Consider the following 26,158-nt stretch of genomic DNA (forward strand, 5'->3'; position numbering starts at 1 on the left):
TTTTTCTAAGGTAGAGGAGTCTTAACTAACATGAACTTTAAAAAAGTTATGTTGTTATTAGTCATCTCATCTGTACTCGTGCTCGCTGCATGTGGTGCAGATGATGATGCTACTAATGATGACGCTACTAATGATAAAGACATAAATTACAGTGAAGCAGTTGATTATACAATTATTGGTATTGAACCAGGTGCCGGAATTACAGTTACGACAGAAAGAGCAATTGATCAAGAAGAGGGTTATGAAAGCTTAGCAGGTTGGAACTTAGAACAGCCTTCAACAACAGCAATGGTTACTGAACTTGAAGCAGCTATTGCTGATGAAGAGCCGATCATTGTAACAGGCTGGAACCCGCACTGGAAGTTTGCTCAGTTTCCGGATTTGAAATACTTAGATGACCCTAAAGGCATTTATGGTGAAGCAGAAAATATCGAAACTTTAGCTCGTCAAGGCTTTGAGGAAGATAATCCAGAAGCTTTCAAATTAATCGAACAGTTCTATTGGGATGTTGAAGACATGGAAGATATCATGTATGAATCCAGTGAAACTGGTGAGGATATTGATGACGTAGCAAGACAGTGGGTAGAAGATAACCAAGATCAAGTATCTGAATGGATTGAAGGTGTAGAAGAAGGTAATGGTGAAGAAGTAGAAATTGTTTCAACACCATGGGATTCTGAGCGTGCTTCTTCTGGTGTTTTAGCGGCTGTTTTAGAAGAGCATGGCTTTGATGTCACCGTTACACCTGTAGATGTTGCAGTTGTTTTTGAATCTATCGCAAATGGTGATGGTGATGCAACTGTAGCAGCTTGGTTACCATTTACTCATGCTGATTTCTACGAAAGTGTAGAAGATGATGTCGTTCACTTAGGTGCCAACTTAGAAGGTGCTAAGATCGGACTAGTCGTACCTGAATATATGGGCATTGACTCCATTGAAGACCTGGAGCCAGCTGAATAACTGTAACTTTAAACCTATTAAGGGGGATGGTCCTCTTGATAGGTTTTTTTCTTTAAGTAAATCGCCTGATTAATTGATAATCAGGCGATTTTTACAATAATCAGGCGAAATTCGAAATAATCGGGCGAAATCTATAATAATCAGGCGAACGCCCAATTAATTAAGCGTTCGCCTGATTTTGTTTCACTTCACTTATCGAGTATAATTCTGTTCTTTAATCTTCTCTTCTAGTTCTTTGATACCTTCTTCAATTTGCAGTAAATGTTCTTGTAAGTTTTCTTGATGTGGCTCTACAGTTTCCTTCCAGCTTTCAACAGATGTCTTAATATCTTGAGAAAGGTCTTTAAGTAATGCTGCACCTTCTTTAGATGTCCTTGTTAATTGGTTTTTAAGGTCTAAGCCATTTTCTTTAATTTCCTGTGTAATATCACGTAAGCGTTCGCTTTGATCTTTCATGCGGCCTCGCATTTCTTCACCTGATGATGGTGTTGTAAGAAGTGATACAGATGCCCCGACAACGCCACCAACTAATACTCCTAAAAATAACGATTTACCATTTGGCATACTTCATAACCCCTTTCGTTACCCTACTGCTATTATAACTTGTTTTCCCGATAATGTTTAGTGCTAATCTTCTGTTAAAATAATTCTTGTGTTGTGTAAGGAGTAAGTGTGTTCCTTGCTAAACTTCCTGTGCAATCGTCTGAGCGATTTCTTGAAGCTTTTCTGGTGTGTAATCATCACCGTGAACTTCCCATTGTGATTTGAACCCGTCATTGTCATCAAAGCGCGGTATTAAATGCAAGTGAATATGGAAAACGCTTTGATCAGCGAATGATCCATTATTGTTTAGAATGTTCAATCCTTTAGGTTTGTATGCCGCTTTAATACCATTTGTGATCTTAGGTACTGCCTTAAATAACTGAGCAGCAGTGTCCTCATCTAGTTCAAACACATCCTGACAATGTTTCTTTGGAATGACTAATGTGTGTCCTTCTGTGACTTGGCTAATGTCTAAGAAAGCATAAACATGCTCATCCTCATACACTTTTGCTGATGGTATTTCACCGTCGATAATTTTACAAAAGATACATTCTGACATGATGATCCTCCTAATATTTACTTTTATAAGTATTGTAACGTAATAGAATGTCGAATGTAAGAATAAAAGGTCTAAGCTATTAAATCTTATGAAATTTTTGGTATGATAATAAGAGAGTGTAGAAAGAAAAGAGGGATAACATGAGTGAATTGTTAACGGTAAATGACCTCGTTGGTGGTTATACACAACAAAATGTCTTACACGGAATCTCTTTTGAAGTGAAAAAGGGTGAGGTCGTGGGCTTGATTGGTTTAAATGGTGCAGGTAAGAGTACAGCCATTAAACATATTATCGGCTTAATGAATCCAAAAACGGGTTCGATTAATATTAATGGAAGAAGTATCGTTGAAGATTTGGAAAGTTATCGACGTGAGTTTGCTTATATACCTGAGATGCCGATGCTTTATGAAGAATTAACATTAGATGAGCATTTAAGGTTAACAGCGATGGCTTACGGAATTGATGAAGAAACGTATAACAAAAGAACAGACTTCTTATTAAAAGAGTTTCATTTAGACAAGAAGCGCAAATGGTTTCCTGTTCATTTCTCTAAAGGGATGAGACAAAAGGTGATGATTATGTGTGCCTTTTTGGTTAAGCCTTCTTTATATATCGTCGATGAGCCGTTTGTTGGCTTAGATCCTCTTGGAATTCAATCGTATTTAGATACGATGAATGACATGAAAGAACAGGGTGCAGGAGTCTTGATGTCGACACATATCTTAGCAACCGCTGAGAAATATTGTGATCGTTTTGTCATTATTCATCATGGTGAAATTCGTGCTTACGGGACATTAGATCATCTAAGAAGCGAATTCAAAATGCCAAATGCAAGCTTAGATGATATTTATGTACAATTAACAAAGGACGATGCTTAAGATGGATACAAATCAATTATGGAAAGAACGTTTAAATCATCATTTAAAAATGGTTAGTCGTTACATGCGATTAATCTTTAACGATCATTTAGCTTTTGCGCTTATTTTCTTTGTGGCAGCCTTTGCGTTTTTTTATCAGCAATGGTTAGAAACGGTACCAAGTACATTTCCTGCTGAGTGGTTAATGGCGATTTCAATAGGCCTTTTACTTACGTATAGCCCTGTTCGTACGTTTTTTAAAGAAGCGGATACGGTGTTTTTGCTTAGTGTGGAAAACCGTTTAATGCCTTATATTAAGAAATCGATCATCTATAGCTTTGTCATGCAAAGCTATTGGATTGCGATATTTTTATTCGCGCTATCGCCTTTATATTTTACAGTTAATGAGGAAGTTAGCGCAGGTTATTTGTTTTTCATCTTAATATTTGCATTAGTTGTAAAGGTAAGTAATTTAATTGCGACTTGGTTTATTCAAAAGTCACGTGATCAAAGATTGCACTATCTAGACATTGTTGTTCGTTTAATTATTAACGTATTTATGGTCTTCTTTTTAGCAATTGGTCAGCCATATTATTCTTTCATTGCTCTTTTGTTACTGGTTGGGGTGATGTTCTTGAACTATCATAATGTTTATAAGAAGTTTAGTTTGCCATGGGATGACCTTATTGAAAAGGAAGAGGCCAGGTTACAATTCTTTTACCGGATTGCGAATATGTCAACAGATGTCCCTGATCTAAAACGAAAGCCGAAAAAACGCCATGGGTTAGTCCGCTTAGTGACGAAAAGAATGCCAATTAAACAAAATCAAACGTTCATTTATTTATATAGCATTACATTTATTCGTAGTGGTGATTATTTAGGGATGTATTTGAGATTAATGTTGTTAGCGGTTTTCTTTGCGTTTTGGATTCCAGCGTTCTGGGGTAAAATGGTCTTCGCATTACTGTTTCTATTTTTGACTGGTTTTCAGTTTATTACGATCTATAATCATCATCGTTCAATCGATTGGCTAAAACTATACCCAATTCCTCATGCCTTACGCACAAAAGCAGTGCATCAACTAATTTTAGTGTTAATGTTAATGAAGATTGTCGTAATGTCTATTGTGTTCTTCATTGCAACGGATTTAATGGGAGCATTAATATATGGTGGTTTAGCCATTTCATTCACTGTGTTGTTTGAAGCGTTTTATGTTAAAGGGCGCATTCGTAAATTAGGAACTTAAAAATAGGGTTAATGAAAAAGGTTATGCTATTGAGTAACTTCTTAGCATGGCTTTTTTTTATAATTTTTACTTTTGTCTGATAAAGCGTTCGTACGCTGATGTTCACAAACGGAAAAATTAGTGTTAAAATCATCACGGTTTACAGATAGAGACAGAAAGGTTCGATCAACGATGGTAGGACAGAAAAGGAAGACACATTTAACGAGAATTGAACAAATACTTTATATTATTGTTGGATCAGCCATTGTTGCTGTTGCATTTAACGCATTTTTATTACCGAATTACGTCGCAGCAGGTGGCGTAAGTGGAATTAGTACAATATTAGAGGGGTTATTTGGATTAGAGCCAGCGTATGTCATTTGGGGAATTAATATACCATTACTATTTTTAGCTTATTATTTACTAGGAAAAGGTTCGGCATTCCGCTCATTCGCAGGCTCCCTTCTATTACCGTTTTTCGTTTATTTAACAAGGCATATTGAACCGTTTGTACAAGATGCTTTGTTAGCTGCCATATTTGGTGGTTTAGGTGTTGGCGTTGGTTTAGGGATTGTCTTTTTAGGAGATGCTTCAACTGGTGGTACGGCGTTAGTAGCGCAGTTAATTCATAAATTCTCTAATCTATCTTTAGGTTCTAGTATTGCGGTAGTTGATGGGATGATTGTCTTAGCGGCGATTATTGTCTTTGATATTGAGTTAGGTTTGTATGCTTTAATGGGTGTTTATATGACGAGTAAGTCAATTGATTTAGTTCAAACAGGCTTTAATAAAACAAAAACAACGCTGATTATTTCGAATGAATATTTAGATGTACAAGAAGCGATTTACACAAAAATCGACCGAGGTGTAACAAGGCTTTCAGCTCAAGGTGGTTTTACAGATGTTGAGCGTCCAGTACTGATGTGCGTGGTTAATTCTTCTGAGGTCGGAGCACTTAAGCGAACAGTAAAAGAGGTTGACCCAGAAGCATTTGTCATTGTTACAGAGTCAGCAGAAGTGTTAGGTAAAGGATTTTATGAACCTGCTTAATAATAGGAGGTATTAACAAATGAGTAAAGCAATTCATACGTTTCTAATGTTTCAAGGTAATGCAGAGGAAGCGATGGACTTTTATTCAGAAACATTTCAAGACGTAGAGATTGTAGAGAAGCATAAACATGAAATTCCTGAAATGGGTGAAGCGTTGCAAGCCAAAATGGTGATTAAAGGCGAGGAGTACATGGTTTTTGATAGTCCGATCCCACATGATTTTGATTTCACACCGTCCATTTCATTATATGTTCATTGTCAATCTGAAGAGGAGATTGATGAGTTATATGCGAAATTATCAGATCGCGCCCAGGTGTTAATGCCGATTGGTGAATATCCTTTTAGTTCAAAATTTGCATGGGTACAAGATCGATTTGGCGTTTCGTGGCAATTAGATCTAGGTCAAGAATAGGTTCGTTAAAAGTAAAAAACTGTCCCAATTAGAGGTTTCTTAACCCTTTGGGACAGTTTTTTTATTTAACTATTGTTTTCTTGATATTTTTTATACCCGTGAAGTAAAGCTTTGGCAGCTGTAGGTAATGCACGCTCATCGAAATCAAATTTAGGGTGATGGTGAGGGTAAGCGTGACCTTCAATTTGTGCGCCGGTGAAGAAGAAGGCACCTGGGCGCTCTTCTAGATAATAAGCAAAATCTTCACCGCCCATAATCGGATCGACTTCTTCTGATCCAGTTACACCTGGTATTTCATCAGCACTATTAAGGTAATATTCCGTTTCAACCTCGTGGTTAACGACTGGTGGGTAACCTTTAATATACTCTAACTCGTACTCAGCATCGTAGCTAATGGCAATCCCTTTTAATATTTTATGCATCTCATCAATGATTTTTCCTTGAACTTCTTTATCAAGAATTCGAACTGTACCTGTTAAAGAAGTCGTGTCTGGAATAACGTTAAAAGCATTTCCGCCTTCCATTTTACCAATGGATAAAACAGCGGGTTGTAAAGGATTAATCCGACGACTGACAACTTGTTGTAATTCCACAATGGCTTGACCTGCCATCACAACTGGATCTTTCGTTTGGTGTGGCATTGCACCGTGACCGCCTTTTCCTTTGAACGTAACTGTGAAGCGGTCCGCGCCAGCCATGAAAGCTCCTTTAGCGGTTTCAATTTTATTTAACGCCGTATTTGACCATAGGTGTGTGCCAAATACAGCATCAACCCCTTCTAATGCGCCTTCATCAATCATTGGCTTAGCACCACCAGGGGCATATTCCTCAGCAGGTTGATGTAAGAAGACGAGCGTTCCAGGTAATTCATCTTTAAATTCTAGTGCTGCTTCAGCTACAGCTAATAGCGATGCAGTGTGTCCATCATGTCCGCAAGCATGCATCACACCATCTACTTTTGATTTATAAGGGACATCATTTTCCTCTTGAATCGGTAAGGCGTCAAAGTCAGCGCGTAATGCAACTGTCCTCCCCGGTTTTCCACCTTCAATTGTTGCGACAATCCCGTAACCACCGATATTACTTTTATATGGAATGGCTAATTCATCATAACGACTTGCAATATACTTCGCCGTTTCCTTCTCTTCAAACGAAAGCTCAGGGTGTTGGTGTAGGTAGCGTCGGTCTTCTACCATACGATCATAAAGTTGATCGACTTTTTCATAAAGCTGTTCCCACATCTTCTAAAATCTCCCTTCTAGTTAAAAAGTTAATATTATTATAACAGAATTTTCGAGTAACGTATTAAATAAAATAAATTATGCTAACAGGCTTATATTTGGCACGCTGAACATAAAGGAGGTCTGAGATAGATATATAAGTAGTTCGGTTTTGAGGTAGAAAAAACAAATTAACAGACATTTTTTAAGTCCAATTCGCAAATGAATTGGACTTTTAATTTTCCTTTATATATCAATGTTTGTATCAAATTAGTATAGAAATTAGCACTAAACTTAGGACACTAATTAGAAGATGGACAATGGCTATTGTTCAGTGGTTAAAACATATGTTAAATTTGGCGTTAATTCACTTGCTAAAAACAGTTATAATATAGATATAGTGACATTATTGATCTTAGATAAAATTTGTCTATATTCGATTGAGTGTTAAAATTTAATTAAATATGAAAAAATCATTTAAATATAAAGATATTAAAGTTTTATAGGAGGTTATTATGGTTTTAAAATATAAATGTATAATCTTAGACCACGATGATACAGCAGTAAAAAGCACACCAGATATACACTATCCATCATTTGTGGAGGCTCTTACAGACTTGCGACCACATGATAAATCTATTACCTTTGAAGATTTTGTTAGATATTGTTTCAATCCAGGATTTTCTTCTTTATGTAAAGACATCATTAAATTCACCGAGGAAGAACAAAGACATCAGCAAGTGGTATGGAAAAAATATACCGAATCAACTGTACCAGACTTCTATGAACTGTTTGTAGAGACTATTCAAGAATTTAAAAAACAAGGTGGAATTGTGACGGTTGTTTCTCATTCTGAGAGGAATCGAATTGAAAGAGATTATTCTATTCATTGTGGATTTGTGCCAGACGCAATCTTTGGATGGGAACTTCCAGAACATCAAAGAAAACCACACCCATATCCAATTAAGGAAATTTTAAAACGCTTTAATCTTCAAGAAACTGAAGCACTAATGTTGGATGACCTAAAACCTGGATTGGAGATGGCGAGAAGTTGTAATGTAGATTTTGCCGCTGCTGGATGGTCTCACAGTATTCCCGAAATCAAGGAAAAGATGAAATTGGAATCTAAATATTACTTTGAAACAGTAGAACAATTTAATCAACTTATATTGTGTAAATAACAAAACGCTTGGGGAAAACCCAAGCGTTTTTTATGTGCTAATTCACTTGTTAATTTTATTAACGGAATTAGTGTGAATTGATGTGTTAATTCGGTGTAGAATTTAAGTTTTCTACTCCAAAACTGAACTACTTAGAGACAGATAGGGGGTGTTAATTTTTGGTGTTACATGACAGGTTATCCGAACGGACTCGTTATATCGGCGCAACACTCAAGCCATTTTGTTGTAAGGGATCGAAATGTAAAAAAAGTCCGAACGCGTTCATTTGTGATGACTCGTTCGGACTTTCTATTATTACAGCTTTAAACTTGCTCTCCTGTCTTTTCTTAGATGAATTATTGAAAATTAGAGTCTTGTAGCATTCGTTCGATTTCTTCTTTATGATGTGTTTCATCAGCAATCAAATCTTCTAGCTTGACAGCAAGTTCAGTATAGCCGAGTTCTTCTGCTTGCTGTTTACGTTGTTCGTAACGTTCAATTGTGCTCGTTTCAGCACTTAAAGCTGCCTCTAACATTTCTTTAACACCTGTTGGCTGGCTTACAGGAGCAGCTTGGGTTGTTGGTGTACCTCCTAATGTTTTGATCTTTTCTGATAAATAAAGTGCATGTGAAGTTTCATCTTTTATTTCGCCTTTGAAAAATGGTTTTAAAACAGGGCGATAAAGGCCTGAGACAACAGCTGCGTTGTACGTATACATAATAATGGCGCCATACTCGTGAGCTAAGTCTTCATTTAAACCGTCAATTAGTTTTTGAAGTTTTGGTTCCATATTGATCACTCCTATTAGAATGTTTGTTAATAAACTATACCCATTATAATTTTCACTAAAACAAATGAAGTTATTCCTCAGTCTAGAGTCTTAGTATTAAACAATCTAAAGTATGTTACAAGAATGTAAAAATGTCTGTATAATAGAGATAAATTAACGAGGTTGATAGTCTTAAATGTTGGTATATAAAGGTGTGATCATGTGTTTAAGTTTTTCAAATGGTTGTTCGCAGTTGGGTTAATTTTGTTCGGTGTGACATTAATCTTGCAAAATCTACAAATTATTACCCTGGAAATATCGGATATAATTTGGGACTCTTGGCCGATTATATTTGTCGTATTAGGTTTCTGGTGGTTTGTTAATTATTTTCGAACAGTGCCAGGGGGTAGTTGGTTTTGGGGAATATTTTTCTTTGTATTTGGTTCATTACTTTGGGCGGGTAATTTTGAATTAATCGATTATTCATTTTTAGATGTATGGAGATTGTGGCCTCTGATCTTAGTTTATATTGGGGCAAATTTACTAACAGGTAAAAAGACAATGACTGTTCAAGTATATTCAGATAGGGACCATGGAGGGAATAACCATCGTACGAAAGTCGTTGATAAATTTGAAGATCACTTTAATGATTCTTTTGATGAAGAAGAGTTTGATGAGGCTGAGTTTGAGTTTCGAAAAGAGGATGAAAAATCTACAGGAAAACGGTTTGGAAAGTATGATCATTACTTTAATAATAGTAAAAGCTTTGTGACAGAGCTAAATATGTCAAAAAACAATTGGTCAGTTGAACCGCTTGATGTTCGGTCAGGAATTATTGACGCTTATATTGATTTTTCAAAAGCTTATATACCAGAGAAAGAAACTAAAGTAATGTTACGTGGTTACATTGGCGATGTTGTCATAAAAGTACCAGAGCATGTAGCTGTTAAAATTGATGGACGGGTTAGTATTGGTGAAGTGTCAATTTTTAATGAAGAACGATCTGGTATCCACAATAGATTAAGTTATGAATCTGCGGACTATAAACAAGCTAGTAGACGGTTGGATATACATGCTAGCTATCAGATTGGCGAAGTGAAAGTCTTATCGGTTTAGGGTGGTTATATATGGTAAAACGGCTACAAGGCATTCGTTATCAGTTTATGAGAGCACATATGCAAGTTATTTATTTTTCTTTGTTAATGATTACGTTAGTTTTATTCTTTACCTATTCCGTTATTCAACCTGGATGGCTTACTATAGAATCGATCTTTCTAGCACTTGTTACAATGGCGATCATAATGACTCCAGTTGGTTTATATGTCATGTTTAGAAAAGGTGGAGAATTAAAGGGGCGTCTTCATAGCTTTTCTCTATATATTTCAACGTTGTCTGAAGGTAAATATGGAGCAAAGCTAGTCATGAGGGATTCTCAAGATGAGTTTGATACGTTAGGTGATGAATTAAATGATTTAGGTAGTAAGTTAAGAGGACAAGTGAAGTCATTAGAACGCTTAGCAGAAGAGAAGTCAGAGTATGCCAAACAAGCTCATGTTGCAGCAACTGTTGAAGAGCGTCAACGTTTAGCAAGAGATCTTCATGATGCAGTTAGTCAGCAATTATTTGCTTTATCGATGATGTCACAGGCGACAGCTAAGATTATAGATGAAAAACCAGATCAAGCGAAGGAACATATTGAAGAAATTTCACAAATGGCGATCCAAGCACAAAATGAAATGAGGGCTTTGCTGTTACATTTGCGACCGGTTCATTTATCAGGTGAATCTCTTCAAGAAGGAATTACGCGTTTAATTGAAGAATTAAAACAAAGGTGTCACGTCGACTTTCTTGTTGAAGTCGAACCTCTCCTTGAACTATCACAGTCTAAAGAAGAGCATATATTCCGAATGGTGCAAGAAGCGTTATCGAATACATTACGCCATGCGAATGCTTCGAATATAGAATTACGTATTCAAGAGAAGGATCGAATCTATATTTATATAAGTGATGATGGTGATGGTTTTGACATTGAACAACAGATGAATGCAAAGGCCTCTTATGGATTGAATTCAATGAAAGAACGGTGTGAAGAAGTTGGTGGTACATTCAAGATTAAGTCAAAGCAAGGCGAGGGGACTTATATCGATATTCGTATACCAAAGTAAAGGGGAAGAAACTAATGGATCCAATTAAGTTAGTGATAGTGGATGATCATGATGTTGTTCGAAAAGGAATTAAGACCTATTTAATGACTGAAGAGGAAATTGACGTTGTCGGGGAAGCATCGAGTGGTCATGAAGGGGCAGAATTAGTTTTAAAGGAAAAACCAGATGTTGTATTAATGGATTTAATTATGGAAAATGGTACAGGTATTGAGGCAACAGCTCAAATTATGGACCACTTACCTGATTGTAAGGTCATTATTTTAACGAGTTTTTATGATGATGAGAAGGTGTTTCCTGCCTTAGAAGCTGGTGCGTTTAGTTATATGCTAAAAACGGCATCAGCAAAAGAAATAGCTGATGCCGTTAAGAAAGCAGCTAAAGGTGAAAATGTCATTGAATCGAAAGTCGCTGGGAAGATGATGACTAGAATGCGCTCACCTGAACGTTTATTACATGAAGATTTAACTGACCGTGAATTCGAAGTGCTTATTTGTATAGGTAATGGCTTAACAAATGCTGAGATTAGTGAAAAATTATTTATCGGAATTAAAACAGTCAAAACACATGTCAGTCATATCTTGCATAAACTTGAAGTGCAAGACCGTACTCAAGCAGCGGTGTATGCACATCAAAAAGGGCTAATGAAATAGCATATTCTCAATTAGTTAACGCTAATTAAATGTGGCGGAGCGCACATTTGATTAGCGTTTTTTTTAGTTGAGATGAAGTGGACTAATCGGGCGAAATTATCAATAATCAGGCGATTCTCCTGATTTTCAGGCGAAATTTTCAATGATTAGGTGAAATCCTCGATAATCAGGCGAACGTTCAATTAATTGGGCGTTCGCCTAATTTCTTCAAGCTTGTCGCTTGTAAATAAATGTTTTGTCGAAAAAAGTAGACTATAATATAATGTAGGGTGGTTTAAAGTGAAATTTTGATTGAGGTGGCATTATGGCCGTTAGAACATATATGAAAAACACACTAGGGAAATGGCGTTGGGCTGTTTACAGTGTTGCTATATTAATTTTGTTAAGTTTATTAGGATTTATGTTTATTTTGTTAGGTGGACGCTTTGTTGTCGATGAACAACACTTTGTCTTCTCTGAATCGACTGTACTTCAAACTGAAGAAGGAGAAGAAGTGGTCAAGCTGTACGATGAAAACCGTACTTACGTGCCACTTGATACCGTTCCAGAACATGTTGTTGATGCGTTCTTAGCAATTGAGGATCATAGATTTTACGATCATAGTGGTGTTGACTTTTGGGCTGTTGGACGAGCGGTATATCGTGATATAACGACGTTTAGCAAAGCTGAAGGAGCCAGTACCATTACACAACAGCTTGTAAAAAATGTTTCATTAACGAATGATCAAACGTGGCTTCGTAAAACGAAAGAAGTGATGGGTGCGATTTATTTAGAAAGACAGCGCTCAAAGGATGAAATATTAGAATACTATTTAAATGAAATATACTTTGGAAATGGGATCTATGGTGTAGAAGAAGCAGCCCAAACATTCTTCTCTAAGCCTATTTCAGATTTATCAATTTCTGAAGGTGCCTTATTAGCCGCAATGCCAAGAGCACCAAACTATTATTCACCATTAAATGATGAAGAGCGGGCATTAGAGCGACGTAACCTAGTATTGGAGCGAATGTATCAAATTGGGATGATCGATGCAGAAACAGCCCGACATGAACAAGGCAAAACACTAGGTTTAGAACTTGGTGAAACCAATGAAAGCGCATGGTTAAGTAGTTATGTCGATTTAGTGTTAGATGAATTAGAAGAAGATTATCATCTATCACGTGATGAGGTTTATACAGGTGGTTATCGTATTACAGTTGGTCTAGATCCTAAAGCACAGGAAACCGCTTATAAACGAATGCAACAAGATGAATACTACCAAGGTTCACAAGAAGGTGTTGAAGGGGCGACAGTGATTTTAGATCAAGAAACGGGTGTCGTGCGTGCGGCTATTGGTGGCCGTGAGCATAATCGCGGTGATTTAAACCGAGTCAATGTAAAAAGGCAGCCAGGCTCTACATTCAAACCATTAGTTGTCTATGGTCCAGCACTAGAAGAGAGTTTATATCATCCATATACGTTGCTAATAGATGAGCCATTAGATTTTGGGGATTATAGTCCGAGAAACTTTGATGATTCCTATGATGGTGAGATCACGATGTATGATGCTTTAAAGGATTCTAAAAACGTACCTGCTGTTGGATTACTTGATGAAATGGGTGTTGATGATAGCTTAGAATATGTCCGAGATTTAGGATTTGAATTGGATGAAAATGGCCTTTCAGTTGCTTTAGGTGGTTTAGAAGAAGGGATCTCACCGTTACACATGGCAGCATTATATCGTACTTTTGAACAAGGTGGGGAGTATATTGAGCCTTATACAATCATTGCAGTCGAAAACCGGAATGAAGAAGTATTAGACGCACCAACTCCAGAAGTTGAACGGTTATTCTCAGCCCAAACATCGTGGTATTTAACACGTATGCTTCAAGGTGTTGTAACAGATGGAACTGCTGATAGTATGCAATATACGAAAGATTTCGCAGGAAAAACGGGTTCAACTCAACACCCACACCATGATGGTGGTGTAAGAGATGCATGGTTTATTGGTTTTAATTCTGATTATACTATTGCATCTTGGATTGGTTATGATGTGAGTGATGAAGAACATTATTTAACCGCGGGTAGTCATTTAGCGACTGCGTTAGTTGATTCTATGATAACCGAACTTGATGAAGTGAAAGACTTTCAAACAAGTTTTGTCGTACCAGATGGTGTTGATGATTTAGAACCACCAATTAGATTACCAGAAATTATGGACTTAACCGCTAATGTGTCATTAGGCTTTTTAGATGGGTTATATGTCGATTTAAATTGGTCAGATGAAACGGATGGACGGATTAATTATGATGTTTATCGTGAATTAGGTGGAGAAGTCGAAAAGTTAGGCACTGTAACAGGTGAAACGAGCTATCGTGTAAGGCAAGTGCAAATGCTCGATAATCCGTCATATTACGTAATTCCAATCAATCCGCTAAATAATGAAGAAGGTGAAGAGTCAAATCGGGATTCAGCATTTTAATTATTAAATTAAAAATTGTATAAACAAAGAATTAGTCAAATTAATGACATTTCAAGTCTATTACTATACAGTTACATTATTTTGTTTTATATTGAAATCAGATGGCAAGATGAAAGGTGAGAACTCTATGACACAATTCAATGACACGATTTTAAGAGCTTATCGTGGAGAGAAGACAGATTACACACCACTTTGGTTTATGCGTCAAGCTGGCCGCTCTCAGCCTGAGTACAACAAGCTAAAGGAAAAGTATTCATTATTTGAAATCACACATCAACCAGAACTATGCGCATACGTGACTGAGCTTCCGGTTGTGAACTATCAAACAGATGCTGCTATTCTTTATAAAGACATCATGTCTCCACTACCGGCAATGGGGGTTGATGTTGAAATCAAAGCAGGTGTTGGCCCTGTTATTTATAACCCGATTAAAACGAAGGCAGACGTTGAAAAACTAAAGGAATTAAACCCAGAAGATGACGTGCCTTATGTATTAGACACGATCAAGATTTTAACAGAAGAGAAGTTAAATGTTCCGCTGATCGGCTTTAGTGGTGCACCTTTTACATTAGCAAGCTATATGATTGAAGGTGGGCCATCAAAACAATACAATAAAACTAAAGCAATGATGTATGGCGACTCAAAGACTTGGTTTGCGTTAATGGATAAGTTAGGTGATATGATCATCACCTATACAAAAGCGCAGATTGCATCAGGTGCAAAAGCCATTCAAATTTTTGACTCTTGGGTAGGAGCTGTTAGTGCAGCTGATTATCGTATTTTCATTAAACCGGTGATGGAGAAGATTTTTAATGCACTAAAAGAAGAAGATGTTCCAACGATTCTATTTGGAATTGGGGCAAATCATTTATTATTAGAGTTTAATGTTTTACCTGTTTCAACAGTAGGGTTAGATTGGCGTACATCCGTTTCTCAAGCTAGAGAAATGGGGATTACAAGCTCCTTACAGGGTAACTTAGACCCAGCGATTTTACTAGCTGATTGGGATGTAATTGAAAAACGTACAAAAGAAATACTTGACCAAGGAAAAGATGAAGAAGGTTATATCTTTAACCTAGGACACGGCGTATTCCCAGATATTGAACCAGATACGCTGAAGCGCTTAGCGGCGTTAGTCCACGACTACACTTCGAAGTAAGAGGAGTTGAAGAAACAATGGCACAGAAAAAAGTAGGATTACTTGTTATGGCGTATGGAACGCCTTACAAGGAAGAAGATTTAGAACGTTATTATACACATATTCGTAAGGGAAATCGCCCAACAGATGAAATGATTGAAGATTTACGTAGCCGTTATGAAGAAATCGGCGGTATTTCACCATTAGCACGCATTACACGTGAACAAGGTGAGACATTAGAAGCGAAATTAAATGAAGACCAAGATGAAGTAGAGTTCAAATTATACTTAGGATTAAAACATATTGACCCATTTATAGAAGAGGCTGTTGAACAAATGGCAAAAGACGGAATCACTGAAGCAGTGAGTATTGTACTAGCGCCACATTATTCAACATTCAGCATTAAATCTTATAACGGCCGTGCCCAAGAAGAAGCAAAAAAGCATGGTGTTGAGCTTAAGTCTGTTGTCGATTGGTATGACGAGCCAGGTTACATTGAGTACTGGGTTGAACAAGTGAATAAAGTTTATGGTCAAATGACGGAAGTAGAGCGTAACAATGCTTGTTTAATCGTATCAGCTCACAGCTTACCTGAGAAAATTATTCAAGAGAATGACCCATATCCAGAACAACTGCAACGTACAGCAGATCTAATCGCTGAACAAGCAGGTATTACTGATTATGAGATTGGCTGGCAAAGTGAAGGTAACACTCCAGAGCCTTGGTTAGGCCCTGATGTTCAAGACTTAACACGTGACTTATTTGAACAAAAAGGGTACACAACATTTGTCTATGCGCCAGCAGGCTTTGTATCTGATCATTTAGAAGTGTTATTTGACAATGATATTGAATGTAAAGAAGTATGTGATGATATTCAAGCTTCTTATTATCGCCCAGAAATGCCAAACTCTCATCCGAAGTTTATTAGTACATTATCTAAGGTTGTACTAGATACGATGAAGGGGTAATCCTTTATGACTCATAAGCGTAAGCAAATTGCAATTATCGGCGGTGGCATTACAGGTCTCACCGCCGCTTATTATTTACAAAAGAATGAAGTCGATGCTGATATCACATTAATCGAAAAGGAAGACCACTTAGGTGGTAAAATTATGACCGTTGAGCGTGATGGCTTTACGATCGAACGTGGTCCTGATTCCTTTTTAGAACGAAAAACGACAGCAAAGCATTTAGTAGAAGATTTAGGCTTAGACGATCAGTTAATTAGAAGTGCTACAGGTAAAGCATTCATCTTATCACAAGACCAGCTTCATCCAATGCCGCAAGGGGCTGTGATGGGAATTCCAACAAAGTTAGCCCCATTTTTTAGCTCAACATTATTTACTTTTAAAGGTAAATTAGATGCTTTAAAAGACTACACGATGGCTAAAACAGAAGTAGAAGATGATATATCAGTTGGTCACTTCTTCCGCCGTCGTTTAGGTGATGAAGTTGTCGACAGGTTGATTCATCCACTCATTTCGGGAATTTATGCGGGTGACATTGACAAGCTTAGCTTAAAAGCGACATTCCCACATTTTCTTGAAACGGAAAAGAAGCATGGTAGCTTAATTCGTGGCTTACAAAAGTCGACACCGAAAAAGCAAACCGGTGGGCAAAAGCAAGGGATGTTCTTAACACTTGATGGTGGCTTAAAGACATTAGTTGATGGTTTTATAGATGCGGTAACTTGTGAGGTTCTTACGTCAACGGGTGTTAGTCAAGTTGAAAAGCAAAATGATCGTTACTTGTTACATATTAATGGTCAAGAAGAGCCGTTAGAAGCTGATTACGTCATTGCGACAACACCACACCATGTAACACAACAAATGTTCAGCCAGCATGAATTTATGCAGGAGCTATCTGAGACAAAGAATACATCCGTTGCCAATGTTGCGATGGCCTTTGATGAAGACGCGGTTAAGAATTTACCAGATGGAACTGGCTTTGTTGTTTCACGAAAAGAAGATTACCGGATTACCGCTTGTACGTGGACCCATAAAAAATGGCCACACACAACACCAGAAGGGTCTGTCTTACTTCGTGCCTACGTTGGTAAGCCAGGCGATGAAGAAGTATTAGAGCTATCAGATGATGAGATTTCAAAAATCGTTATTAACGATTTGAAGCGAATTATGACAATCGAAAAAGAGCCGAAGTTTAAAGTGATCACACGTTGGTATGACGCCATGCCACAATATACAGTCGGCCACCTTCAACGATTAGAAAAGCTAGAAGAGAAAGTGAATGAGCAGCTACCAGGCGTGTATTTAATCGGTAACGCCTATCGCGGTGTCGGTTTACCAGATTGTATGGACCAAGCGATTAGAGTGGTAGAAGAAATAGCTGAGAACTAATTTAATTTATAAGGGTTGTCTTCATAGTCATAAAAAGTGGCTGATTGAGGGCAGCCTTTTAATTTTATAAAAGTATTCAGGCGATTTTTTAGATAATCAGGAGAAATCCATGATAATCGGGCGAAATTTTAATTAATCAGGCGAACGCCTAATTAATTAAACGTTCGCCTGAAAAGACCTGAATTTGTTACATAGAAACACGCTCAAATAATTCTTTGAGCGTGTTTTTGTTTTTGGATGGATGGTTAAATGATAAACTAGTTTATGGTATTACATTTCTCACATTTGTTCGTGTAACAATCGGCTTGCTCAACCATGTCTTGTTTACAAACTACGCATTGCTTTTTCGGTAGGTTGCGAAAAAACTGTACAGGTGACATTAACATGAGTAAGTCCTCCTTAGGAATTTGAATTTTTAGAAAACTTATCTTGTACTTATACTATACTGTATTAATACAGATTTGTTAAGTGTTAATCTGTTATATAACTTAAAATGAGAGGATAGTCCTATATGGAGTTAAAGGTGATTGGATATTGGGGCGCTTATCCAGAAGCTGAAAGCGCGACGTCATGCTATTTACTAGAACAGGATGGTTTTAAAGTGGTGATTGATTTAGGAAGTGGGGCCTTATCGAGATTGCAACAGTATGTAACAGTTGATGAAATCGATGCTGTTGTATTATCACACTTTCATCACGATCATGTAGCTGACCTTGGCTCATTTCAGTATGCTTGTTTAGTACAGCAACAATTGAAAAATATTCAAGGTCATATTCCGATCTATGCAGCAGATGACAATGAAACAGATTTTAATCAGCTTAATCACGTTGCAACAAAAGGAAAAGGGTATCAAGCAGGGAAAGACTTAAACATCGGACCGTTAACTTTTTCGTTTCAAAAAACGAAACATCCGAAAACGTGTTATGCGATGCGTGTCACAAATGGCGAGAAGACGTTTGTTTACACAGCTGATACAGCGTTTTTCCCAGAGTTAGCTGGTTTTGCAAAAGGAGCTGACTTGTTAGTTGCAGAAAGTAGTTTTTACAAAGGAATGGACGGGGCGAAAGCTGGGCACATGACAGGTGAAGAATGTGGTAAATTAGCAAGAGATGCGAGTGTAGGAGCGTTATGGTTAACGCATTTACCTCATTTTGGAGAACATGATGACTTAGTCAATGAATCTCAGTCGCTATATAATGGCAGTGTCACGCTTGCGTATGAAGGATTAACGTGGCGTTCTAAAGGGTAATCATTGCGAATGTTGTCATAGTTTCTTATACTTTTATTAGAGAGATGAGAAGGGGGCTTATTGAATGTTATATTTTATTGATAATGAAGGCATTACAGATCCACAACTTAATCTAGCGATTGAAGAATATGCATTAAAACATTTAAACATTGATGATGATCAGCAATACTTATTATTTTACGTAAATGGACCGTCCATTATTGTTGGTAAAAACCAAAATTCTGTAGAAGAGATTAATACAGATTTCGTTGATGCGAATAATATTAAAGTTGTTCGCCGATTATCTGGTGGTGGCGCCGTATATCACGATTTAGGTAACTTAAACTTCAGCTTTTTAGCTAAAGATGAAGGGAATAACTTTAGTAACTTTAAAAAATTCACTCAGCCTGTAGTAGACGCACTCCAGAAGTTAGGGGTTAATGCTGAGTTATCAGGGCGTAATGACATTACAGCAGATGGCCGAAAGATTTCAGGTAATGCTCAATTTACAACAAAAGGTCGAATGTTTAGCCACGGAACGCTCATGTTTGATTCTGAAGTTGAAAATGTCATTCAGTCTTTACGCGTTAAATCTGAAAAAATCCGTTCAAAAGGCATTAAATCAATCCGCAGTCGTGTCGCGAACATTTCTGAGTTTATTGATGAAAATATTACGATGGAAGACTTCAAAGAAACGTTACTGAAATACATTTTCGATGTGGAAGATGTTAAAGATGTCCCGCGATATGAACTGACTGAAGAAGATTGGAAGAAAATCCGCGAAATTTCTGAGTCACGCTATCAGAAATGGGACTGGAACTATGGCCGTTCACCAGCTTTCAACATTCAGCATTCAAAGCGTGTTGAAGGTGTTGGATCGTATGATGTACGCCTAGATGTGAAAAAAGGTGTGATCCAAGATATCACGATCTTCGGTGACTTCTTCGGTATCGGTGAAGTGTCAGATGTAGAGGACAAGCTTAAAGGTGTTAAATACGAACGTGAGGCAATTCAAGCAGCGTTAAAAGATATAGATATACAACACTATTTAGGCAAAATTGAAGATGAAGACTTCATGTCTTTAGTTTATTAAGTGAAAACCCGTCAAAGCTTATAAAAGCTCTGGCGGGTTTTTGTATTTTACTCCCGAACGGAAATTCTAAATGCATAAGTTGCTTCGCCGTAGTATTGATTATCCCAAGTGAGATAAGCAATGTAATGGTGTACACCAGGTTCTTCTGGCGCTTCAAACGTAGGATTGTCTTCGATTGCAAACTCTTCTTGCTTATCACCTAGTCGATAACGAGTCACGACAATACTACTTGGTTTTGGCGCAGCTTCATCAAAGGTGTCAAAGTCATCAACATTAGGTGTAATAGTATGTTGGATTCGTTGTCCGGCATTTACGATAGGTGTTTGGTACCCTTCAGTAAGCTCGCGTGGGTCACTACTTTCAAGGTCACACGGTTGTTCTTCAGGCTCCCAACAATAGTTGTCTAAACTTGGTGTGTATCCTCGGTCATTTACTGATATACGAAATGCAGGCGGTTCCTCTAGTACTAGACCGTTTTCAGTATCTTCTATGTATTCATTTTCAACTTCCTCTTCCAGTTCGTTAGTAGGTGGCTTTACCTCTTCACCTGTACATGCAGTTAATAAAAGAATTCCACTAAGTAAAAATGTTATTTTTTTCACAGCTACATCTCCTCTATTGAAGATTAAAAAACTAATATCCCAAAGATAAAACCTACATTCTATTCACGAACAGTAAGTTTAAATCCGTGTATAGATTCCCCGTAATACTCATCATCCCATATGAGATGGAACAAATAATAATGTAATCCAGATTCTTCAGGGGCGCTAAAGGCTTCATTTTCCATTTTAAATTCTTCTTGTATTTCACCTTGTTGGTATCGCATGACGACCACTTGATCCGGATCTGGAACTAAACCTCCTAATTTATCAAAGTCTTCTCCAGAAGTAACGATTCCATAAGAAATTTGTTCGTTAGCATTAACTAGGGTGTTTGGTAGTTCGCTCGTAATCTCGCGAGGGTCATTTTTTTCAAGGTCACACGGTCTTTCTTCAGGTTCCCAACATAAGGTATCACGTGGAGAGAAAAGCTCTTCATTATCTACCTCTACTCAAATGTGGGCGGACTATCTAATCTAGCGTTTTCTTCTGATTCTTCCTCTATGTTTTCCTGGTCACTTTCTGTATCTGATTCCAGTTCGTTAGTAGGTGGTTTAACCTCTTCACCTGTACAAGCAGTTAATAAAAGAATTCCACTAAGTAAAAATACTATTTTTTCACAGCTACATCTCCTTTATTAAGAGGGGTATTATTTTAATATTCTAACATTTTGTTAACTTTTTATCAATTTTTTCCAAATAAAGAGGTGTTTAGAAATAAATGTAGAAAATAAACATTAATTATGTAGGAAGTTTTCCACTAAAAGTTATGAGGGGAGCTCACAATTTTATGCATAAATTCATCACGTTTGAAATAAAGAAAGTCACAAAATCTGCATTTTTTTACATATTGCTAGCTTTATTAGTTCTAGTGGTTAGCGGCTATTTTATCTACAACTACATACACACCGAACGGTTGGAAAGTTTAATCGAAGAAGCTAAGTTTAAAGTATCAGCTCATGAACGCTCTTTAGAAGAAAAGGGATTTGAAATAGGCGATGATTTATCTGAAATTACAGATCAGGAGGAACGATTAATTATTGAAAGCCACATAAAGATTTTTGAGAGGAATCGAACAAGGCTTGAGGGGTATGAAAACCACGATTGGAAGAAAGTTGTAGGTGAAGAAATAAAATTAGGAGAACACTATTTTGATAGATTTCCAACGCAAGCGGAAGAACAAGTTTATACTTGGTCGACACACTTCAGTCGGGAAGTCCACTTAGAGCGTAACCGCTGGCTTCGAGACCGAGAGATTCGTCCTGTGTTTCCGATTGATTCCTCCACTGAATTAACGGTGTATGATGAAGTGTTCGATTCAGAAATTGAAGAAGAAATTGCTCATATGGCTAGTAATATCCATTCATCATCGGGTTTTTATTTTTTATACCGCTTGTTTGAAATGTTTTTAACGGTATTCGGTGCGGCTTTTTTCTTATTCTTGTTTGGTAATGTCATGACGAGAGAAGGATTAGGGCAAAATGGGCCGATTCATTTTCTATATACACAACCTGTTCGACGTGGAGCTTTTTTTGTCAGTAAAGTTATCACAATTACACTAGTATCATTATTGACGGTTGTTGGTGTTGGCTTATTTTCATTATTGCTTGGAATCGTTTTTGATCGTTTGGGTGCATGGGATTATCCTGTGCTGATCTATGAACCAGAGTTCCAGTTTAGCTTTATACCGATGGGAATATTTTTATTATGGTCAGCGTTGTTGTTCTTAATGGTACTCGTCTTCTGTTATGCTTGGTTGTTTTTATTTTCAGTATTAGCAAGACGAACATCGATTGCGATTGGTTTAACGTTAGCTGTCGTGTTTTTGGGTGTACAATTCAGTGACCAAATCGTCGGTGCTTATAACCCATTTTTATATTTTAATGTTTACGAAATAATCACGCTGGAAACAGCGTTGGTGCAGGAGAATTTTGACATCAATCTAGTCAATGGTGTTGTGTCACTTGGGGTTAGTAGTTTACTAATCTTAAGTTTGTCATATTTCATATTGGGGGTGAGAATGAGATAAAGTGATGTAATTTTTTCCAATTTTAAGAAGGTATTATGTAAGTGGATGTAGAATTATGTACAATGTGTTTGGAAATTTTTGATAATTACTGTGAGGGGAGGGCTATAGATTAATGATTAAATTTATATTTTTTGAAATGAAGAAAGCCACAAAATCTGCATTTTTTTACATGTTGCTAGCTTTATTAGTTCTAGTGGTTAGTGGCTATTTTATCTACAATTACATACAAACTGAACGAGTTGAAGACATGGTAGAAGAGGCAGAGCGGCAACTATTAGGTAGTGAAAGTTCTTTAGAAGAAATGGGGTTTGAAATAGGGGACGACATAAATGAAGTAGAAGACCCATTAGAAGCTAGTGAAATTGAAAATATTCTCATGCAAATAGAAACAAGGGAAACAAGACTTCAAGGATATGAAGACCATGATTGGAAGAAAGTTGCACAAGTTGAGGTAGAGATGGGTGAAGAACATTTTGAAAGATTCCCAACACAAGCGGAAGAACAAGTTTATACTTGGATGACACACTTCAGTCGGGAAGTCCACTTAGAGCGTAACCGCTGGCTTCTAGATCGTGAGATTAGACCTGTATTCCCAAATCATTCGTTTTCTGAATTAACGGTGTACGATGAAGTGTTTGATTCAGAGGTTGAAGAAGAAATTGCACATGACTTTAATAATATCCATTCATCATCGGGCTTTTATTTTTTATACCGCTTGTTTGAATTGTTATTAACGGTATTCGGTGCTGCTTTTTTCTTATTCTTGTTTGGTAATGTTATGACGAGAGAAGGATTAGGGCAAAATGGGCCGATTCATTTTCTATATACACAACCTGTTCGACGTAGAACTGTTTTCGTCAGTAAAGTTATCACAGTTACACTAGTATCATTATCGACTGTTTTAGGTGTTGGTTTATTTTCGTTATTGCTCGGAACAGTGTTCGACCGATTGGGTGCGTGGGATTATCCTGTGCTCATCTATGAACCAGAGTTCCAGTTTAGTTTTATGCCGATGGGTGCCTTTTTACTATGGTCGGCGTTGTTGTTCTTAATGGTACTCGTCTTCTGTTATGCTTGGTTGTTTTTATTTTCAGTATTAGTAAGACGAACATCGATTGCGATTGGTTTAACGTTAGCTGTCGTGTTCTTGGGTGTACAATTTAGTGACCAAATCGTCGGCGCTTATAACCCATTTTTATATTTTGATGTGTACGAAATAATCACGTTTGAAACAGCGTTGGTGCAGGAGAATTTTGACATCAACTTAGTTAATGGAGTTGTGTCACTTGGGGTTAGTAGTTTACTAATTTTAGTCGTGTCGTATTTTGTGATGAAAGTGAAAATGAAGTAGTGAGGGGGTTTTTGTATGATTGTTAAAGTTGATGGTTTAAAGAAAAAGTACAAGAAGGATTGGGTTTTAAAAGGAATCGATATAGAAGTAGAAGAACCACAAATTATAGCGCTCGTCGGCCCAAATGGATCGGGTAAGACAACGTTAATGAATTGCATGACGAATTTATTGACCTATGATCAAGGTGAGGTGGAATTGCTCGGTCAGAAAAATACTGATACGAAAATTTTTAAAGACGTATCGTATCTTCAAGATAACCGGATTTTATACGGAACGTTAACCGCTTATGATCATTTGAAATTTATTTGCGATGTTCAAGGGTTACCGAAATCGAAAATTGAAGAAGTCGCTAAGCGCGTCGGGATGGAAAGTTACTTAAAGAAGCGCGTACAAAATTTCTCATTAGGGATGAAGCAGCATTTGTTGTTAGCGATGGTTATTATTAATGATCCTAAGGTATTGTTAATGGATGAGCCGCTAACAGGGCTGGATCCAACGAGTGCGATTGATATGCGTAATATTTTGTTAGAGCTAAGAGAAGAAGGAACGACGGTGATTGTTTCGTCGCATAACCTTGATGAAATTGATCGACTGACGAATAAAATATACTTTTTAAAAGATGGCGCGCTTTTGAAAGAGTCACTTGAACAATTTGCAACCAAAGAATATTACTTAACGGTTGATGATTTGGAAAAGGCTAAAGGTGTTTTAGAAGAAGCAGCCGTTCCATTTTCAATTTATAATCAAGAACAAGTAACATTTGAAGAAACAGATGTTGAACTTCAGACTGTCATTGATCATTTAAATAAGCAGGGTGTAGCAATTTTAGATATTGAAAATGAACGTGTTGGTGCTGAAAAGCGCTATCGTGAGCTGTTTGAAGGGGACGCATCTGTATGAAGTTACTAGTCTTTGAATTTAAAAAAATGTTCTTTTCGAAAAAGTTTTTAGTTTTATTGGCTTTTTTAGTCGCGTTAGTAGTACTGTTGTTTTTTCGAAATGTTATTTTAGAAGATTATGTTTTAGATGAGAAGCAGTCGAACTATAGCTATTTAGTAGAAGTTAGCGAGATGAATAATCGCACTTATACTAGACAGCTTGAACAAGATCTTGAAGAAGGAACAGAAGAATATGAAGAAATAGAAATGCGTCAAGAGATGAACTTGGATCTTTTAAATACAGCTGATGAACTGCATAGTTTAGTTGGGACAGATGAATGGCAGCAGCAATTAAATGTTGAAATATCTTTTATGGAACAAGTAAGAGAATACCGTATGGCAGAGGGGGAGTACCCCATTTCTGAAGAGGAAATTCGTCATACGATTGCGTTGAACCAACAACTTTTAGCACAAGGCATTCCGAAAGAAATTGAGAACTATAGCCAAGCGCCACCAAACTTTTTACTCCAAGTCGTTAATTTATGGGTGACGTTAGGTGCATTGGTGGTTGTATTACTACTAATTGGTGACTTGATGACGAATGAATTTGAAAGTCGTTCAATTAACTTATTGTTCACGCAACCATTTAATCGTGCGCATATTATTGTGAGTAAATTTGTAAGCTCGCTGATTGTATACTTAATCGTTTCAGTGGTTGTGTTGTTGACCCCACTGGGAGTTAGTTATCTGTTTGGGACAGAAGGCGATTTCCAATACCCAGTTATTATTGAAGTAGATGGTGTTTTAAGGGCGTTGACGGCTGTTGATTATGCTGTGCAAGCTGTTGGATTAATGAGTGTGATGGTCGTGTTCATGATTTCACTTTATTTATTTTACAGCTTGATATTTAAACAAACGATTTTGACGCTGTTTGTATTGTTAGGGACATTATTGTTAGGCTACGTTTTAACAGCAGCTATTTCTATGGATGCTTTGGCGTGGTTTAATCCGTTTAAATATGTCTTACCTGAACAAGTTATTTTAACGCAAGAAAATGAGAGGTGGTATGATGCGATTCCAGTCACATTAATCGTATCAGGTGTACTGCTTTTCATTGCTTCACGAAAAATTAAAACGAGTAAAGTTGATTAAGGAAACCCATGACAGCTTAGGTGGCTGTCGTGGGTTTTATCTTGTGTGGGGGTGGATTTTCGGGCTTTGGGTTTGTTTTTGTTCGGCAATAACGGTAGTTTGTCCGACACTAAGTGGCAGTCGTCCGACAATTATGGTAGTTAGTCCGACATTAAGTGGTTGTCGTCCGGCAATTATGGTAGTTAGTCCGACATTAAGTGGTTGTCGTCCGGCAATTATGGCAGTTAGTCCGACACTAAGTGGCTGTCATCCCATAATTAGTTAGATTAATTCGGTGAAAAGTACGCCTCATCCGGTGAAAC

At 37.2% G+C, this 26,158-nt stretch carries 27 protein-coding genes; 20 read left to right on the forward strand and 7 right to left on the reverse strand.

The features are described from left to right. The first annotated feature begins 30 nt into the window (after positions 1 to 30). Positions 31 to 960: a glycine betaine ABC transporter substrate-binding protein gene (locus tag ABDZ63_RS14715; protein WP_343784802.1), complete on the forward strand. Its 930-nt coding sequence runs from the start codon at positions 31 to 33 to the stop codon at positions 958 to 960. A 192-nt stretch (positions 961 to 1,152) separates the two neighbouring features. Here the strand turns inward: ABDZ63_RS14715 and ABDZ63_RS14720 are convergent, their stop codons facing one another. Both ABDZ63_RS14720 and ABDZ63_RS14725 read right to left on the reverse strand, forming a co-directional pair. After that, a complete protein-coding gene (locus ABDZ63_RS14720) occupies positions 1,153 to 1,524 on the reverse strand; it encodes a YtxH domain-containing protein (RefSeq protein ID WP_343784804.1) in 372 nt (123 codons plus the stop codon). 118 nt (positions 1,525 to 1,642) lie between these two features. Then, entirely contained in the window at positions 1,643 to 2,062 is a 420-nt protein-coding gene (locus ABDZ63_RS14725; protein WP_343784806.1) for an HIT family protein, read from the reverse strand. A 140-nt stretch (positions 2,063 to 2,202) separates the two neighbouring features. Between ABDZ63_RS14725 and ABDZ63_RS14730 the strand changes: the two genes are divergently transcribed. The 4 genes from ABDZ63_RS14730 to ABDZ63_RS14745 all read left to right on the forward strand — a co-directional run bounded on the left by ABDZ63_RS14730 (position 2,203) and on the right by ABDZ63_RS14745 (position 5,606). Beyond that, on the forward strand, positions 2,203 to 2,940 hold the full coding sequence (locus ABDZ63_RS14730) for an ABC transporter ATP-binding protein (protein ID WP_343784808.1): 738 nt from the start codon (positions 2,203 to 2,205) through the stop codon (positions 2,938 to 2,940). Between the two features lies 1 nt (position 2,941). Further along, positions 2,942 to 4,165, forward strand: a complete 1,224-nt coding sequence (locus ABDZ63_RS14735) for an ABC transporter permease (protein ID WP_343784810.1) — start codon at positions 2,942 to 2,944, stop codon at positions 4,163 to 4,165. Positions 4,166 to 4,336: 171 nt separating this feature from the next. Then, positions 4,337 to 5,194: a YitT family protein gene (locus ABDZ63_RS14740; RefSeq protein ID WP_343784907.1), complete on the forward strand. Its 858-nt coding sequence runs from the start codon at positions 4,337 to 4,339 to the stop codon at positions 5,192 to 5,194. A gap of 19 nt (positions 5,195 to 5,213) precedes the next feature. After that, a complete protein-coding gene (locus tag ABDZ63_RS14745; protein ID WP_343784812.1) occupies positions 5,214 to 5,606 on the forward strand; it encodes a VOC family protein in 393 nt (130 codons plus the stop codon). Between the two features lie 65 nt (positions 5,607 to 5,671). Here the strand turns inward: ABDZ63_RS14745 and ABDZ63_RS14750 are convergent, their stop codons facing one another. After that, the gene (locus tag ABDZ63_RS14750; RefSeq protein WP_343784814.1) at positions 5,672 to 6,847 is read right to left on the reverse strand and encodes a M20 family metallopeptidase; all 1,176 of its coding nucleotides are present in this window, start codon (positions 6,845 to 6,847) and stop codon (positions 5,672 to 5,674) included. A gap of 494 nt (positions 6,848 to 7,341) precedes the next feature. Between ABDZ63_RS14750 and ABDZ63_RS14755 the strand changes: the two genes are divergently transcribed. Next, a complete protein-coding gene (locus tag ABDZ63_RS14755) occupies positions 7,342 to 8,007 on the forward strand; it encodes an HAD family hydrolase (protein WP_343784816.1) in 666 nt (221 codons plus the stop codon). A gap of 335 nt (positions 8,008 to 8,342) precedes the next feature. On the opposite strand, the gene ABDZ63_RS14760 is transcribed toward ABDZ63_RS14755, so the two are convergent. Beyond that, positions 8,343 to 8,777, reverse strand: a complete 435-nt coding sequence (locus tag ABDZ63_RS14760; protein ID WP_343784818.1) for a ferritin-like domain-containing protein — start codon at positions 8,775 to 8,777, stop codon at positions 8,343 to 8,345. A gap of 201 nt (positions 8,778 to 8,978) precedes the next feature. On the opposite strand from ABDZ63_RS14760, the gene liaF reads away from it, so the two are divergent. The 7 genes from liaF to hemY all read left to right on the forward strand — a co-directional run bounded on the left by liaF (position 8,979) and on the right by hemY (position 17,527). After that, positions 8,979 to 9,872, forward strand: coding sequence for a cell wall-active antibiotics response protein LiaF (liaF, locus tag ABDZ63_RS14765; RefSeq protein WP_343784820.1), 894 nt, complete (start codon positions 8,979 to 8,981; stop codon positions 9,870 to 9,872). A gap of 11 nt (positions 9,873 to 9,883) precedes the next feature. Further along, positions 9,884 to 10,921 carry a sensor histidine kinase gene (locus tag ABDZ63_RS14770; protein WP_343784822.1) on the forward strand — a complete coding sequence of 346 codons (1,038 nt, stop codon included), beginning with the start codon at positions 9,884 to 9,886 and terminating at the stop codon, positions 10,919 to 10,921. Between the two features lie 14 nt (positions 10,922 to 10,935). Then, positions 10,936 to 11,571 carry a response regulator gene (locus tag ABDZ63_RS14775; protein ID WP_343784824.1) on the forward strand — a complete coding sequence of 212 codons (636 nt, stop codon included), beginning with the start codon at positions 10,936 to 10,938 and terminating at the stop codon, positions 11,569 to 11,571. A 304-nt stretch (positions 11,572 to 11,875) separates the two neighbouring features. After that, entirely contained in the window at positions 11,876 to 14,032 is a 2,157-nt protein-coding gene (locus tag ABDZ63_RS14780; RefSeq protein WP_343784826.1) for a transglycosylase domain-containing protein, read from the forward strand. Between the two features lie 127 nt (positions 14,033 to 14,159). Beyond that, entirely contained in the window at positions 14,160 to 15,191 is a 1,032-nt protein-coding gene (hemE, locus tag ABDZ63_RS14785) for a uroporphyrinogen decarboxylase (protein ID WP_343784828.1), read from the forward strand. A gap of 17 nt (positions 15,192 to 15,208) precedes the next feature. After that, positions 15,209 to 16,138, forward strand: a complete 930-nt coding sequence (gene hemH, locus ABDZ63_RS14790) for a ferrochelatase (protein WP_343784830.1) — start codon at positions 15,209 to 15,211, stop codon at positions 16,136 to 16,138. Between the two features lie 6 nt (positions 16,139 to 16,144). Then, positions 16,145 to 17,527: a protoporphyrinogen oxidase gene (hemY, locus tag ABDZ63_RS14795; protein ID WP_343784832.1), complete on the forward strand. Its 1,383-nt coding sequence runs from the start codon at positions 16,145 to 16,147 to the stop codon at positions 17,525 to 17,527. 257 nt (positions 17,528 to 17,784) lie between these two features. On the opposite strand, the gene yhfH is transcribed toward hemY, so the two are convergent. Beyond that, positions 17,785 to 17,913, reverse strand: a complete 129-nt coding sequence (yhfH, locus tag ABDZ63_RS14800; RefSeq protein ID WP_343784834.1) for a protein YhfH — start codon at positions 17,911 to 17,913, stop codon at positions 17,785 to 17,787. A 125-nt stretch (positions 17,914 to 18,038) separates the two neighbouring features. On the opposite strand from yhfH, the gene ABDZ63_RS14805 reads away from it, so the two are divergent. Both ABDZ63_RS14805 and lplA read left to right on the forward strand, forming a co-directional pair. Beyond that, on the forward strand, positions 18,039 to 18,776 hold the full coding sequence (locus ABDZ63_RS14805) for an MBL fold metallo-hydrolase (RefSeq protein WP_343784836.1): 738 nt from the start codon (positions 18,039 to 18,041) through the stop codon (positions 18,774 to 18,776). A 64-nt stretch (positions 18,777 to 18,840) separates the two neighbouring features. Then, entirely contained in the window at positions 18,841 to 19,848 is a 1,008-nt protein-coding gene (lplA, locus tag ABDZ63_RS14810; RefSeq protein ID WP_343784838.1) for a lipoate--protein ligase, read from the forward strand. A gap of 47 nt (positions 19,849 to 19,895) precedes the next feature. On the opposite strand, the gene ABDZ63_RS14815 is transcribed toward lplA, so the two are convergent. Both ABDZ63_RS14815 and ABDZ63_RS14820 read right to left on the reverse strand, forming a co-directional pair. Next, positions 19,896 to 20,450, reverse strand: coding sequence for a hypothetical protein (locus ABDZ63_RS14815; RefSeq protein ID WP_343784840.1), 555 nt, complete (start codon positions 20,448 to 20,450; stop codon positions 19,896 to 19,898). Between the two features lie 59 nt (positions 20,451 to 20,509). Further along, complete coding sequence (locus ABDZ63_RS14820) at positions 20,510 to 20,674, reverse strand: hypothetical protein (RefSeq protein WP_343784842.1); 165 nt, start codon at positions 20,672 to 20,674, stop codon at positions 20,510 to 20,512. A gap of 562 nt (positions 20,675 to 21,236) precedes the next feature. Between ABDZ63_RS14820 and ABDZ63_RS14825 the strand changes: the two genes are divergently transcribed. The 5 genes from ABDZ63_RS14825 (at position 21,237) to ABDZ63_RS14845 (ending at position 26,121) form a co-directional block, all read left to right on the forward strand. Then, entirely contained in the window at positions 21,237 to 22,475 is a 1,239-nt protein-coding gene (locus tag ABDZ63_RS14825) for an ABC transporter permease (RefSeq protein ID WP_343784844.1), read from the forward strand. A gap of 112 nt (positions 22,476 to 22,587) precedes the next feature. Continuing rightward, entirely contained in the window at positions 22,588 to 23,826 is a 1,239-nt protein-coding gene (locus ABDZ63_RS14830; RefSeq protein ID WP_343784846.1) for an ABC transporter permease, read from the forward strand. Positions 23,827 to 23,841: 15 nt separating this feature from the next. Further along, entirely contained in the window at positions 23,842 to 24,726 is an 885-nt protein-coding gene (locus ABDZ63_RS14835; protein WP_343784847.1) for an ABC transporter ATP-binding protein, read from the forward strand. After that, positions 24,723 to 25,856: an ABC transporter permease gene (locus ABDZ63_RS14840; protein WP_343784849.1), complete on the forward strand. Its 1,134-nt coding sequence runs from the start codon at positions 24,723 to 24,725 to the stop codon at positions 25,854 to 25,856. Before ABDZ63_RS14835 ends, ABDZ63_RS14840 begins: the two co-directional genes overlap by 4 nt. A 43-nt stretch (positions 25,857 to 25,899) precedes the next feature. Beyond that, entirely contained in the window at positions 25,900 to 26,121 is a 222-nt protein-coding gene (locus tag ABDZ63_RS14845; RefSeq protein ID WP_343784851.1) for a hypothetical protein, read from the forward strand. The last annotated feature ends 37 nt before the right edge of the window (positions 26,122 to 26,158 follow it).

The organism is Alkalibacillus silvisoli, assembly GCF_039521975.1.
Classification (GTDB): Bacteria; Bacillota; Bacilli; order Bacillales; family Alkalibacillaceae; genus Alkalibacillus; species Alkalibacillus silvisoli.